This window comes from Devosia salina (assembly GCF_019504385.1).
GTDB classification, from domain to species: Bacteria; Pseudomonadota; Alphaproteobacteria; order Rhizobiales; family Devosiaceae; genus Devosia; species Devosia salina.
Window position 1 is genome coordinate 3155153 of the sequence record NZ_CP080590.1, and the last position, 13108, is coordinate 3168260.

Annotated in this window: 13 protein-coding genes; 6 read left to right on the top strand and 7 right to left on the bottom strand. The window is 64.6% G+C overall.

Translation table 11 applies throughout. The features are described from left to right. The first annotated feature begins 11 nt into the window (after positions 1–11). From K1X15_RS15450 to ccoS, 6 genes are all read left to right on the top strand, one after another. A complete protein-coding gene (locus K1X15_RS15450; protein WP_220304498.1) occupies positions 12–182 on the top strand; it encodes a cbb3-type cytochrome c oxidase subunit 3 in 171 nt (56 codons plus the stop codon). Beyond that, positions 175–1053 carry a cytochrome-c oxidase, cbb3-type subunit III gene (gene ccoP / locus K1X15_RS15455; protein WP_220304499.1) on the top strand — a complete coding sequence of 293 codons (879 nt, stop codon included), beginning with the start codon at positions 175–177 and terminating at the stop codon, positions 1051–1053. The genes K1X15_RS15450 and ccoP overlap by 8 nt, the downstream gene beginning before the upstream one ends. Before the next feature lie 121 nt (positions 1054–1174). Next, on the top strand, positions 1175–2734 hold the full coding sequence (ccoG, locus tag K1X15_RS15460; protein WP_220304500.1) for a cytochrome c oxidase accessory protein CcoG: 1560 nt from the start codon (positions 1175–1177) through the stop codon (positions 2732–2734). Then, positions 2731–3201 carry a FixH family protein gene (locus tag K1X15_RS15465; protein WP_220304501.1) on the top strand — a complete coding sequence of 157 codons (471 nt, stop codon included), beginning with the start codon at positions 2731–2733 and terminating at the stop codon, positions 3199–3201. The genes ccoG and K1X15_RS15465 overlap by 4 nt, the downstream gene beginning before the upstream one ends. After that, positions 3198–5390, top strand: coding sequence for a heavy metal translocating P-type ATPase (locus K1X15_RS15470; protein WP_220304502.1), 2193 nt, complete (start codon positions 3198–3200; stop codon positions 5388–5390). Before K1X15_RS15465 ends, K1X15_RS15470 begins: the two co-directional genes overlap by 4 nt. An 8-nt stretch (positions 5391–5398) precedes the next feature. Continuing rightward, entirely contained in the window at positions 5399–5617 is a 219-nt protein-coding gene (gene ccoS, locus K1X15_RS15475; protein WP_220304503.1) for a cbb3-type cytochrome oxidase assembly protein CcoS, read from the top strand. Between the two features lie 49 nt (positions 5618–5666). Here the strand turns inward: ccoS and K1X15_RS15480 are convergent, their stop codons facing one another. The 7 genes from K1X15_RS15480 to K1X15_RS15510 all read right to left on the bottom strand — a co-directional run bounded on the left by K1X15_RS15480 (position 5667) and on the right by K1X15_RS15510 (position 13076). Continuing rightward, positions 5667–7136, bottom strand: coding sequence for an NAD-dependent succinate-semialdehyde dehydrogenase (locus K1X15_RS15480; RefSeq protein ID WP_220304504.1), 1470 nt, complete (start codon positions 7134–7136; stop codon positions 5667–5669). Then, complete coding sequence (locus K1X15_RS15485) at positions 7133–7903, bottom strand: TSUP family transporter (RefSeq protein ID WP_220304505.1); 771 nt, start codon at positions 7901–7903, stop codon at positions 7133–7135. The genes K1X15_RS15480 and K1X15_RS15485 overlap by 4 nt, the downstream gene beginning before the upstream one ends. Before the next feature lie 174 nt (positions 7904–8077). After that, positions 8078–8860 carry a 2-oxo-tetronate isomerase gene (gene otnI / locus K1X15_RS15490; protein ID WP_220304506.1) on the bottom strand — a complete coding sequence of 261 codons (783 nt, stop codon included), beginning with the start codon at positions 8858–8860 and terminating at the stop codon, positions 8078–8080. A gap of 10 nt (positions 8861–8870) precedes the next feature. Next, positions 8871–9623 (bottom strand): SDR family oxidoreductase, encoded by a 753-nt coding sequence (locus tag K1X15_RS15495; protein WP_220304507.1) that lies wholly within the window; start codon positions 9621–9623, stop codon positions 8871–8873. Between the two features lie 15 nt (positions 9624–9638). After that, complete coding sequence (locus tag K1X15_RS15500) at positions 9639–11036, bottom strand: NAD(P)H-dependent oxidoreductase (RefSeq protein ID WP_220304508.1); 1398 nt, start codon at positions 11034–11036, stop codon at positions 9639–9641. A 21-nt stretch (positions 11037–11057) separates the two neighbouring features. Then, positions 11058–12572, bottom strand: a complete 1515-nt coding sequence (locus K1X15_RS15505; RefSeq protein WP_220304509.1) for a tripartite tricarboxylate transporter permease — start codon at positions 12570–12572, stop codon at positions 11058–11060. A gap of 21 nt (positions 12573–12593) precedes the next feature. Next, entirely contained in the window at positions 12594–13076 is a 483-nt protein-coding gene (locus K1X15_RS15510) for a tripartite tricarboxylate transporter TctB family protein (protein ID WP_220304510.1), read from the bottom strand. Positions 13077–13108: the final 32 nt, after the last annotated feature.

Consider the following 13108-nt stretch of genomic DNA (forward strand, 5'->3'; position numbering starts at 1 on the left):
GGACGCAAAGAATGGATTACGACGCAATGCGCCATTTCGCCGACTCGTGGGGGCTCCTCTACATGTTCGGCATATTCCTCTTCGTCGGCCTCTTCCTGTTGCGTCCCGGCGCGCGCCATCGCGCCGTTGACGCAGCCCAGATTCCCCTGCGCGACGCCGCCAAGGAGACCGGCAATGACTGACAGGCAGACCGAAAAGGAAGTCGATGCTCTCACCGGCACGGAAACGACCGGCCATGAATGGGACGGCATCAAGGAACTCAATACGCCCATGCCGCGCTGGTGGCTCTGGACCTTCTACGGCACCATCGTGTTCGCAGTGGTCTACACCGTGCTCTTTCCGGCCTGGCCGCTGATCTCCAGCGCGACGGGGGGTGTTCTGGGCTATTCCAGCCGTGCCGACCTGCACCAGAACCTGGCGGACGTGCAGACCGCCAATCAGGCCGTGATCGAGCGCATCGCCACCTTGCCGCTCCAGGACATACTCGCCGATACGGAGCTGACCCGCTTCGCCAGCGCGGCGGGTGCCTCGGCCTTCAAGGTCAACTGCTCGCAATGCCACGGCACCGGGGCGGCCGGCGCCTCGGGTTACCCCAACCTCAACGACGATTCCTGGATCTGGGGCGGCACGATCGACGACATTCACTACACCATTTCCCATGGCGTGCGCTCCGCGACCGATCCGGACACACGGTTCAACCTGATGCCCAATTTCGGGGTGGACGGCATGCTGGATCGCGCCCAGATCAAGGACATGGTCGCCTATGTCGCAGGCCTGTCCGGCATCGAGGCCGATCCCGCGAGCCCCGACGCACACCAGACCTTTCTCGACAATTGCGCTGGCTGCCATGGCGAGGATGCCAGGGGCATGGCCGAATTGGGAGCTCCCGACCTGACCGACGCCATCTGGCTCTATGAAGGTTCGGTGGCCTCCATCGAGGCGCAGCTCACCCAGGCGCGTCACGGCATGATGCCTGCCTGGTCCGAAAAGCTCGATGACGTCACCATCAAGGAACTCGCCATCTATGTGCATGGCCTGGGCGGCGGGCAGTAGGCCCGTCCACCAGACAACGCGCCACAAAGGCCGCGGCGACCAGCCGCGGCCTTTGTTGATTCAAGTCAACTAGGTCCGGCCGCTTCCGTGAGAATGTGCCGCCCACAGGAGCCCAATGACCATGACGACCAAGACGACCGACGCGGTGCCGCCACGCATAGATGTCGAGGCGGTGAATTCCGCCAGGACCCGTCAGCCGCTCTATGCGGCACGCCGCAAGATCTTCCCCAAGCGCGCTCAGGGCACCTTCCGGCGACTCAAATGGATCGTCATGGCGATCACCCTGACCATCTATTACGTCACCCCCTGGCTGCGTTGGGACCGGGGCGAATACGCGCCCGACCAGGCGGTCTTGCTCGACCTGGCCAACCGCCGGTTCTACTTCTTCTTTCTCGAAATCTGGCCGCAGGAATTCTACTATGTGGCTGGCCTGCTGGTCATGGCCGGCGTGGGGCTGTTCCTCGTCACCTCGACGGTCGGACGTGCCTGGTGCGGCTATGCCTGCCCCCAGACCGTCTGGGTCGATCTCTTCCTCGTCGTCGAACGCGCCATCGAAGGCGACCGCAATGCGCGCATCAAGCTCGAAAACGCGCCCTGGACGGCAAGCAAGCTGGCAAAGCGGGTAAGCAAGCACGGCATCTGGCTGCTGATCGGCGTGCTGACGGGCGGAGCCTGGGTGTTCTACTTCGCCGATGCGCCGACCCTGCTGGTCGATATCGTGACGCTGAAGGCGCCGCTGGTTGCCTATGCCACCATCGCCACGCTCACGGCCACCACCTACACCTTTGGCGGGCTCATGCGCGAACAGGTCTGCACCTATATGTGTCCCTGGCCGCGCATCCAGGCGGCGATGCTGGATGAGCATTCCCTGACCGTCACCTATAATGACTGGCGTGGCGAACCGCGCGGCAAGCACGCCAAGAAGGCGGCCGCCAATGGCCAGGCCGTGGGCGATTGCGTGGACTGCAATGCCTGCGTGGCGGTATGCCCGATGGGCATCGACATCCGCGACGGCCAGCAGCTTGAATGCATCACCTGCGCGCTCTGCATCGACGCCTGCGACGATGTCATGACCCGCCTCGGACGCGATCGCGGCCTGATCTCCTACACCACGCTGAACGACTACGACACCAACATGAAGCTGGCGACCGGGCCGCGCGGCATCGACCCATCACGGGTCCGGCGCCCCGAAGGTGGTTGGGTGGACGCGCTTCGGCACACCAATTGGCGGTCCGTCGTGCGGCTCCGCACGCTTGTCTACTTTGGTGTCTGGGGGCTGATTGGCCTCGCCATGCTGGTGGCCCTGTCCATGCGCAGCGAGCTTGGCCTGAACGTGCTGCACGATCGCAACCCGCTCTACGTCCTCCTTTCGGACGGCTCCATCCAGAATGGCTACGACGTCAAGATCCTCAACATGACCAACGCGCCGCGCGCGGTCACCTTCACGATCGAGGGGCTGCCTGGCGCCACGATCACCTCGCCGAACATGGCAGATGAAGCCACGACCGCGCTGTCGCTTCAGGTCGAGCCCGATCTGGTTCTGCCACTGCGCATCTATGTGCGCGCACCGGCAGGGGACCTGGCGGCCCGAACCGACTTTCTGATGACCGCCCGGGCCAGCGTCGGTGAGGCCATTGCCACCCAACAGGTGCGCTTCGAAGCGCCGGAGACTGTCAAATGAAGACCACTGCCAGGGAGTTCACCGGCTGGCACATGCTGGCCATCATCACCGCCTTCTTTGCGGTGGTCATCGCGGTCAACCTGACCATGGCCATCTCGTCCATGCGCACCTGGACGGGCCTGGTGGTGGACAATTCCTATGTCGAGAGCCAGCGCTTCAACGACAAGCAACACACCATTGCCGCGCAGCGGGCCGCCGGCTGGGTGGTCGAGACCAGCCACGCCGATGGCAGCATCGTCTTCTCGGCGCGCGACGCCTCTGGCAACACCCTGATGCTCGACAATGTCTCGGCCTTTGTCCGCCGCCCCGTCGGCGGTCATGACGACACAACCCTCGCACTTGAATTCAGGGGCAATGACTATGTCGGTGCGCTTGACCTGGCTCCTGGCGTCTGGGACATCACCATCACCACCGCGCCCACCGCACTGGGGATGATCGAGTACGAATCTCGGGTCACCGTGGAATGACGCTTGAGGCGAGCCTTCCATCGCTGGCCGACGGCACGCCCGAGCTGCTGTCCGAGTTGGTTCGCCAAAACGCCGATGGCGAGCGCGAGATCTGCTTTGCGGTGCCCGATGCCTATTGCGCCACCTGCATCCAGTCCATCGAGACAGGATTGGCGCAGGTACCGGGCGTGACCGGCGCACGGGTCAATTTGACCCGCCGCCAGGTGACCATCCGCCACGACGCGACGGCGGACCTTGCAGCGCTGGGCCCCGCCATCACGAGGAGCGGCTACCGCACGTTTCCCGTCGATCCCGCCGACGTCACCGCCCGGGACCCGGTTCTTTCCGAACTGGTGCGCAGCCTGGCAGTGGCCGGGTTTGCGGCCGGCAACATCATGCTGTTTTCCGTCTCGGTCTGGGCCGGCGCGGACCAGGCAACGCGCGATCTCTTCCACTGGCTCTCGGCGCTGCTGGCCCTGCCGGCCGTGGCCTATGCCGGCCGGCCGTTCTTCCGCTCGGCATGGTCGGCTTTGCGGGTCAGCCGCACCAATATGGATGTGCCCATCACCATTGGCGTGCTCGCTACCACTGGGCTCAGCCTCTATGAGACCGCAACCAGCGGCGCGCATGCCTATTTCGACGCGTCCACCATGCTGCTGTTCTTCCTGCTCGTTGGCCGCACGCTCGACCACATGATGCGGGTGCGGGCCCGCAGTGCGGTCGAGGGCCTGTCGCGCCTGCAGCCCCGTGCCGCGACGCGACTGCTGGAGGACGGTCGAACCCAGGTGATCCCATTGGCTCGCATCCTGCCCGGGATGATCCTGATGTTGCGGGCCGGGGACCGCGTACCGGTAGATGGCCGCCTGCGGACAGGGCCGGCGCAGTTCGACCTGGCCATGGTCAGCGGAGAATCCCACCCCCTGACCCTCGAATTGGGCGAGAGCCTGGTCGCAGGCGCGGCCGTCCTCGACCGGCCGGTCGAGATCGAGGTGTTGCGCACGGCCGATCAATCCTTCCTCAGCCGCATGACCGAGATGATGCGCGCCGCCGAGGATGTGCGCACCCGCTATCGGCGGCTCGCCGACCGGGTGGCAGCGCTTTATGCGCCTGTCATTCATGTGACTGCAGCAGCGACGCTGGCCGGGTGGTTGCTGGCCGGCGCCTCCCTTCACACGGCGCTTCTGCATGCAGTTTCAGTGCTGATCATCACCTGCCCCTGCGCCCTGGCCCTCGCCGTGCCGATCGTGCATGTCGTGGCGGCCGGCAGGCTCTTCGGCGCCGGCATTCTGGTGCGCGACGGTGCCGCGCTGGAGAAGCTGAGCCGCGTCCATATGGCCGCCTTCGACAAGACCGGCACCATTACCCAGGGCCGGCCGCAGCTCTTGGCGGACCCCGACCTGCCCCCGGACCTGCTGCGCCGCGCCGCCTGGCTCGCCAGCGGCAGCAACCACCCCCTCTCCAGGGCTCTGGTCGAGGCTTGCCCCGACCCCCTGCAGTTCACTGGCGAAATCACCGAAACGCCTGGCGCCGGCGTCGCTGCCCACGACGGCATCGATATCTGGCGGCTGGGCAATGCCGATTTCTGCGGCGCCGAGGATGATGTCGCCGGAACGGGTAGCCAGGTCTGGCTGAGCCGCAATGGCGAGGTGCTGGCGCGCTTCCAGTTCAACGATATCCCGCGGCCCGAGGCCACTGAGGCCTTGCGCATCCTGACGCGCCAAGGAGTGCAGGCAACAATGCTTTCCGGCGACCGGCCGGTCGCTGTCGCCGCCATCGCCGAGGCCGTCGGCCTGACCAGCTTCACGCCTTCCATGCGCCCCGACGACAAGGTCGTGGCCATCGAAACTCTGCGGTCGCAGCACGGCACCGTGCTGATGGTCGGCGACGGCATCAACGATGCACCCGCCATGCGCGCCGCCGACGTCTCCATGGCTCCCGGGTCGGCCGCCGATATCGGGCGCGCCGCGGCCGACCTCGTGATGACCCGCAACCGCCTCACCGACGTGCCCTTCGCGATCGCCATCGCCCGCAGGGCGGACCGCCTGGTGCGGCAGAACCTGTTGTTCTCCGTGGCCTACAATGTCGTCGTGCTGCCGCTTGCCATCGCCGGCCAGGTGTCCCCGCTGATTGCGGCCGTGGCCATGTCCACCTCGTCGCTGGTCGTCGTCCTCAACGCCATGCGTCTCAAATTCGGCACCACGCAACGCTAGGAGCCGTCATGTCCGGTCTTGCCATTCTCATTCCCTGCGCACTGTTCCTGGGCCTGCTGGCCCTGGCCGCCTTTTCCTGGGCGCTCAATTCCGGCCAGTTTGACGACATTGACGGGGCCAGCCAACGGGTCCTGCTCGACCACCCCGGACCAACCGACACCGCTGGCTCAACCTCGGAACCGGTGAAAAGACCCGCACCGCCGACGCCCGGCCCTGACACCCTATAGCGAGAGCAGCCCGGCAGGTGGTCGTCACGGGTCATTTCAAGCCGTGCGGCTAGAGACCGGCCAGGCAGACATACTTGGTTTCAAGGAAGCCCTCGATGCCGTATTTGGAGCCCTCGCGCCCGAGACCCGACTGCTTGACGCCACCAAAGGGCGCCATTTCATTGGCCAGCATGCCGGTATTGACGCCGACCATGCCTGCTTCGAGCGCTTCGGCGACGCGAACCACGCGAGCCATGTCCTTGGCATAGAAATAGGACGCCAGCCCGAACTCGCTGTCATTGGCCATGGCGATGACATCGGCCTCGTCCTTGAACGAAATGATCGGGGCCAATGGCGCGAAGGTTTCCTCACGGGCGACCTTCATGGCCTGGGTAATGCCGGTCATGACCGTGGGTTCGAAGAAATTGCCCCCCAGGCTGGACCGATTGCCGCCGGCAAGGATCGTCCCGCCTTTCGCCAGCGCATCAGCAACGTGTTCTTCCATCTTGGCCACCGCCTTCTCGTCGATAAGCGGCCCCTGCTGCGTGCCCGCTTCCGTACCCCGGCCCAGGCGGATTTCAGCAACCTTTGCCACCATCTTGGCGGAGAAGGCCTCGGCCACGCTCTCCTGGACGTAGATGCGGTTTGCACAGACGCAGGTCTGGCCGGCATTGCGGAATTTGGAGATCATGGCCCCTTCGACGGCCGCGTCGAGATCGGCGTCGTCGAAAACGATGAACGGCGCATTGCCGCCGAGCTCGAGAGACAGGCGCTTGATGCCGTCGGCCGCTTCACGCATCAACCAGCGGCCCACGCCGGTCGAACCGGTAAAGGTGATCTTGGCGATCTTGGGGTTGCGGCAGAACTCCTCGCCGATCGGCTTGGCAGCACCAGTCACCACGGAAAACGCGCCCTTGGGCACGCCGGCCCGCTCGGCCAGCACGGCCAGCGCCAGGGCCGATAACGGGGTTTGCGAGGCCGGCTTCAGGATCATGGTGCAACCGGCCGCCAAGGCCGGACCGGCCTTGCGCGTGATCATGCCATTGGGGAAATTCCAGGGTGTTATGGCGGCACAGACCCCCACGGGCTGCTTGAGCACCAGGATGCGCTGCTGGGGCGTTGCGCCGGGGATCACATCGCCATTGACGCGCTTGGCCTCCTCGGCGAACCACTCGATATAGGCGGCGTTGGAGACGATCTCGCCCCTGGCTTCCGCCAGCGGCTTCCCCTGCTCCGAGGTTAGGATCAGGGCCAGATCATCGACATTGGCCATGATCAGGTCGTACCAGCGCCGGAGGACCACGGACCGCTCCTTGGCCGTCTTGCCGGCCCAGTCCCGCTGCACCTCATGCGCCACGTCGATCGCATGCCGAACGGTCTCCGGGCCAAGATCGGGCAGGCGCGCCAGGCATGAGCCATCGAAGGGATCGGTGACATCGAACGTCTTGCCCTCGGGTGCATCGATCCACTGGCCGGCAACATAGGCCTGCGAAACCAGGAGCGATTTGTCGGCCAGGGGCAGTTCGCGAATTTCGGTCATGGGGACACTCCAATCAGATTAAGCAGGGCCGGGATTGCCAAGAATACACCGGACAGCAGCAGGAGGAAAAAGGCCACGCGTCGCATGGCCAGCGGAGACAATGGCGGCGGCCAGCGCCTTGCGGCATAGGTAAGGGCCATCACCGCGGGCGCTGCCACCACGCCCCACAACGCTGTCTGCCCAGGCCAGTTGCCCGATCCCACCACCAACACGAGCCGCAACATCGCGTTGATTGCAAAGACCAGCACCAATGTTTGCCGGATCGCGGCATGTGGCAATGGCTGACGATACATGTGGTAGATGAGCGGCGGGCCGGCGGTCGAGAACATCCCGCCCAATATCCCTGCCAGCCCACCCGCTACCACGAACGATTGCGGGCGAGATAGCTGCTTGCGGGGATGCGGCTGCAGCGAAAGCTGGATGCTGGCCACGATGATCACAAGGCCCAGCGTCAGGCGCAGGCCGTCCAGATTGGTGTCGGCCAGGTATTCGAGCAGGAAATAGCCACCGAAAAGCAGGACCAGGCTCGGTCCGATGATGAGGCGGAACTGGTCCCAGGCGACCTCCCGCCAGCCCCTGGCCAGCATCTGGACGGCATTGACGAGCGTCAATATGCCAACGACGACGGCCGCGTCGGTCAGCGGAATGAGATTCAGCATCCCCACCCCGGCCATCATCAGGAGGCCGAAGGCGAAGCCGGTCAAGGTCTGGACATAGGCGGCCGCGCCTGCCAGCAGCAACAGCCAGACCAGGTTCACCCAATCCATTTCAAAGGTCCCGCAACCCGGCGAACAGGTCGGCCATGGCCGCGTCCTGGGCATAGAACACCGGCGGGCGGCCCAAAGGTGCTGCGACCGTGACCGCGGCCCCCCCGACCGGCGCTGAGGGGCAGGTCCAGTCAACAGGTTGTTGTTCCCCGCGAGGTCTGCGACAGCAGGGTGTCATCTTGGGGCGATTTGGAGCGCGGGACGCCAGCTCAGTCCGTCCATGGTGTCGCCAAGCGGCCGGTATTCGCACCCAACCCAGCCCCGATAACCAAGCTGATCGATGGCGCGCAATATCCTTGCATCATCCAGCTCCCCCGTCCCCGGCTCGCTGCGGTCCGGAACCGCGGCAATCTGGATGTGTCCGATGATCGGCATCAGAACCTCTAGCGAGCGCAGGACGTCGCCATGCAGGATCTGCCGATGGTAGATGTCATATTGCAGCCGCACATTGGGGCGATCGAGATCGGCGATGATGTCGGCCGCCATCTCAAAGCTATCGAGAAAGTAGCCGGGCATGTCGCGTCCGTTCAATGGCTCGATCAGCACGTCGATTCCTGCCTCGCCGGCAATGTCTGAAGCCGCTAGAAGACCATCGCGATAGCGTTGGCGAGCACCCGCATCGTTCGAGGAAGCCAGGCCGGCCATCATGTGCAGCCGGGGGACGTCCAGATGCCGGGCATAGTGCATGGCCCGCGACAGTCCCTCGCGAAAGTCCGCCGCCCGGCCAGGGAGCACAGCCAGTCCACGCTCGCCCTCGCCCCAATTGCCCGGCGGCATGTTGAACAGAACGATGTCCACGCCTGCGGCCTCGGCACACGCCTTTACGGCCTCCACCGGATGGTCATAGGGGAACAGGAACTCCACGCCTGTGAACCCGGCCGCCGCCGCCGCGGCGAACCGGTCGAGGAACGGCAGCTCCGTGAACAGCATGGAGAGATTGGCAGCTAGGCGCGGCATCAATGCGGTCCTATCCTCGCCCCACAAAGGGCATCTGCGTGGCCATGACCGTCATGGTGAGCACATTGGCTTCAAGAGGCAGGCTGGCCATGTAGCTGACTGCTCGCGCGATATGGGCCGCATCAATGGTCGGCTCGGCGGCTGTCGATCCGTCCGCCTGCAGCACGCCCTTGGCAATGGTGGTGGTCATCTCGGTGCCGGCATTGCCGATATCGATCTGGCCGCAGGCGATATTGAACGGCCGTCCATCGAGCGCCGATGCCTTGGTGAGCCCGGTAATCGCATGCTTGGTCGCCGCATAGGGCGACGACCAGGGGCGCGGCGTGGTGGCCGAGATCGAGCCATTGTTGATGATCCGCCCACCCTGTGGGCTTTGCGCCTTCATCGCGCGGAAGGCCGATTGGGTGCAGAAGAACGCCCCGGTCAGGTTGGAATTGACCACTGTGAACCATTGTTCGGGTGTGGTCTCCTCCAGCGGCACCAGGGGCGCGTTGACGCCGGCATTGTTGACCAGCAGGTCGAGCCGCCCCCAGGCGTTGACCACGGCATCGAAGGCCGCCTGAACCGCCACCGCATTGGCAATGTCGGTGGGCAGCACCAAGGTCTTCTCCCGTGACGGATCGAGTTCGCGCGCGGAGGCGTCGAGCACATCCTGCCGGCGCCCCAGCAACGCCACCTTGAATCCATCGGCGAGCAGCGCCCGCGTGATGGCTTTGCCCACGCCGGTGCCCGCACCGGTCACGATTGCAGTCTTGTCAGTCACTTTGTTCCCCCAGGCTCACTGGCCAGGAAAGAAACTCTTGTCCTGCTGCCGCCGCAAGACTGAGAGTTCCGAATTCGGATCGATTTCGACATCGCCCAGACGGATAGGCGTGTCCTTCGCCACAGGCCGGACCAGCCGGGCGCCGGCGGCGAGATAGAACGGCATTGGGCTTTCGGCGGTCAGCGCGCGTGCCGGGACCATGCGCGACGAGACATTCTCGATCGCGTGATGATGCCCACCCATTGTGAGCACCGTTCCCGCCGGAAGGTCGGCATCGGCGTGGGCGACGAGGTCGACATGATGCATGGGATCCTGCGCCCCGCTGGAGACGCCGCGCAGCGCCATTTCCAGCACGCTGGTCGCGGCCTCGATGCCGAGCAGGTGACGCGGAATATAGAGCATGGCCGTGCGGCCGGAACGACTGAGGACATGGCCTTTCTCGCGCAGCATGGCCCAGGTCGCCTCGTCCTGGCAGCGCACCACGACAAAGACGCCACCGGCAAAGCTCGGCTCGTTGGGCAGGCGGAGGCAGTGGAACACGTCAAGGCGGCGGGTCCCGTTGAGCAAGCCGCCATCTTCGCGCGTGGCAAAAAAGTCAGCGACTTCACCAATCGCAGCGATGGGCGCATGCAGATCGGGTCGATCCGGCATCAATCCGGTGGCATTGGCCACCACCGTCATTTCACAGAGGTCCGGCACCGCCCGTTGCGGCAAGGCCGAAGCCGCCGCTGCCCGGCCTGCCGCGACCGCAGAGCAATCGCGATCCGCCAGGTCCAGCCAGTCGGCAAAACCCGGCGCGTCCACAGTGCGGCCATTGCTGGTCAGCGTCCGGGACGCGGGGTCGAAGACGAAGTCGTATTCGCTGGACTTGCCCGCTGCGACAATGTCGAGCCCGATGACTTCAGCCCAGGTAACAAGGCCGATGAGAAGGCTCGGCTGGTCGCCATCGACGGGCGAGACAAAGCGCCCCCGGCTTCTGGCCAGACGCGCCAGTTCGGGCCCGACCACGCTGTCGACTTCCTTGGAGACGAGAGCCACATGGTGGCCGGCCTCAATGGCCAGGCGCACGTGCCGCGCGCCCGCTTGCGGGTGGCCGGTCGCCTCGACAACCACGTCGAGCGGCAGATCGAGCACGTCCTCGATCCGACCGGCTGCAACATACATCCCGGCGTCCCAGGCACGCCTTGCCGCGTCCGGCGTGTCGCAGATGCGGATATCGGCCTCGGCAATGCCGGCCGAGCGCATGGACGCAGCCGCAATTTCGGCGCTGACATCGACAGCGACGCGCGTCTGCATCAGTGGCACGCGCAGACCCTGCGCCAAAAAGCTCCGCCCGAAGCCGCCCGTGCCGACGATGCAGGTCTGGATCGGCACGGTCCTGTCTGCAGTGGCGAAATAGGTGTGAAAGTTCATGGTGAGACCAGGAAATGAGGGTTACTGGGCCGAGCGGAGGGTGCCGCGACTACGGTATTTGGACACCAGCCTGGCCGCTTGAGGAACGACGATCAGCATCAAGGCCAGGGTCATGATCGAGCCAACTAGCGGATTGGACCAGAATACCCAGAGCGAGCCATCCGAAAGGATCATCGACTGGTGGAAGGAGTTCTCGGCCTTGTGGCCCAGCACCATGGCCAACACCAGCGGAGCCAAGGGGTAGTTGAGCTTGCTGAAGAGGAAGCCGATCAAACCGAACAGAAGCACCAGCCACAGGTCGAACGTGGCGTTGCTGACGGTGTAGGCGCCCACGAAGCAGATGGCGACAATGACCGGGCCGATGACCGAAAAGGGGATGCGCAGAAGGGCCGCGAACATCGGCACCGTCGCCAGCACCAACACCACGCCAACGATATTGGCGACATACATCGAGGCGATGAGGCCCCAGACGAAATCCGGCTTGGTCGCGAACAGCATCGGTCCGGGCGTGAGCCCCCAGATCATCAACCCGCCCATCATCACGGCCGCAGTCGCAGAGCTCGGCACACCCAGCGCCAGCATGGGCAGCATGGCGCAGGTACCGGCGGAATGGTCGGCCGTTTCAGGCGCGACGATGCCTTCGGGCCGGCCCTTGCCGAAGGCCTCCCCCGGCTTGGACCATTGGCGCGCCACGCCATAGCTCATGAACGAGGCGGCGGTCGGGCCGCCAGGGGTGATCCCCATCCAGGTGCCGATGGCCGAAGACCGCAGCAGTGTGGTCCAGTAGCGCGGCAATTCAGCAATGGTGCGGAACACATCGCGCAGATCGATGCGCGAGGCGACGCCACGGAAATGCAGACCGTCCTGCACGGTCATGAGGATTTCGCCAATGCCGAACAGGCCGATCACGACCACAAGGAAGGACACCCCGCCCATCAGTTCATTGGCGCCAAAGGTCAGGCGCAAGGTGCCAGTGATCGTGTCCATGCCCACAGTCGACAATGCCAATCCGATCAGCAACGAAATGATTGTCTTGAGCGGAGCGGAACTGCCCATGCCGATAAAGGCGCAGAAGGCCAGGAAATAGACCGAGAAATATTCCGGGGCCCCGAAGCGCAGGGCAAAATCGGCTGCCCAGGTCGAGAGCAACGTTATCACCACGACGCCGACCAGCGCGCCGATGCCCGCAGACATGAAGGCCAGGGTCAGCGCCCGGGTGGTCTGTCCCTTCTGCGCCATCGGATAGCCATCAAATGTGGTTGCCACCGATGACGGTTCGCCAGGAATATTGAACAGGATTGAGGTGGTCGAACCGCCGAATAGCGCCCCCCAATACATGCTGGCCAGCAGGATGATGGCCGAAACCGGGTCCATGGTGAAGGTCAACGGGATGAGCAGGGATACCCCATTGGGCGCGCCCAGGCCCGGCAGCACGCCCACCACCAGTCCCAGCAGGACGCCAATCACCATGATCGCCAGGTGCATTGGTGTGATGGCGACCTGAAAGCCTTCCATCAACAAGCCGATATTTTCCATCTTCGGTGCTCCCGGGGCCGGTCAGTAGATTTTGAGGAAAGCTTCCAGCGGCCCCTTGAGCAGCGGGACGCGGAACAGGATGTCGAAGACGACGAACAGAGAGACCGAGAAAGCGATGCCCAGGCCCGCAGCCCAGAACGGGTTGTACTTGCCCTGGCGCCAGGCAACGTAGAACAGGTACAGCGCCGCCCCCACATACAGTCCGAGCATCAGGGTCACGACCACAAAGGCCGCCATGGGCAGGAAGAAGGTCATGAGACGCTTCGCCTGCTCAAGCTCGATGAACACTTCGCTTTCGCCGCGATGGATGAGGATTGTCCAGACCGCGTTGGCGCTGCCGGCGATGGCCAGCAACAGGCCTACATAGAAGGGGAAATAGCCCGCCTCAGGTCCGGAACCGGTCCAGCCGACGCCCAGCTCGAGCGAGCCGCCTGCCACCACCAGGCCCGCCAGCGCCGTGAGGCCGGCAACAAAGACTTCCATGTGAATGCGCTTGATGACCATCGATCCGGTGCTCCGCTCTGATTGTCTTTGGG

Excerpts from the sequence above, each read along its gene's own strand:
- K1X15_RS15450 (WP_220304498.1), top strand. The coding sequence starts at position 12 with ATGGATTACGACGCAATGCGCCATTTCGCCGACTCGTGGGGGCTCCTC.
- ccoP (WP_220304499.1), top strand. The coding sequence starts at position 175 with ATGACTGACAGGCAGACCGAAAAGGAAGTCGATGCTCTCACCGGCACG.
- ccoG (WP_220304500.1), top strand. The coding sequence starts at position 1,175 with ATGACGACCAAGACGACCGACGCGGTGCCGCCACGCATAGATGTCGAG.
- K1X15_RS15465 (WP_220304501.1), top strand. The coding sequence starts at position 2,731 with ATGAAGACCACTGCCAGGGAGTTCACCGGCTGGCACATGCTGGCCATC.
- K1X15_RS15470 (WP_220304502.1), top strand. The coding sequence starts at position 3,198 with ATGACGCTTGAGGCGAGCCTTCCATCGCTGGCCGACGGCACGCCCGAG.
- ccoS (WP_220304503.1), top strand. The coding sequence starts at position 5,399 with ATGTCCGGTCTTGCCATTCTCATTCCCTGCGCACTGTTCCTGGGCCTG.
- K1X15_RS15480 (WP_220304504.1), bottom strand. The coding sequence starts at position 7,136 with ATGACCGAAATTCGCGAACTGCCCCTGGCCGACAAATCGCTCCTGGTT.
- K1X15_RS15485 (WP_220304505.1), bottom strand. The coding sequence starts at position 7,903 with ATGGATTGGGTGAACCTGGTCTGGCTGTTGCTGCTGGCAGGCGCGGCC.
- otnI (WP_220304506.1), bottom strand. The coding sequence starts at position 8,860 with ATGCCGCGCCTAGCTGCCAATCTCTCCATGCTGTTCACGGAGCTGCCG.
- K1X15_RS15500 (WP_220304508.1), bottom strand. The coding sequence starts at position 11,036 with ATGAACTTTCACACCTATTTCGCCACTGCAGACAGGACCGTGCCGATC.
- K1X15_RS15505 (WP_220304509.1), bottom strand. The coding sequence starts at position 12,572 with ATGGAAAATATCGGCTTGTTGATGGAAGGCTTTCAGGTCGCCATCACA.
- K1X15_RS15510 (WP_220304510.1), bottom strand. The coding sequence starts at position 13,076 with ATGGTCATCAAGCGCATTCACATGGAAGTCTTTGTTGCCGGCCTCACG.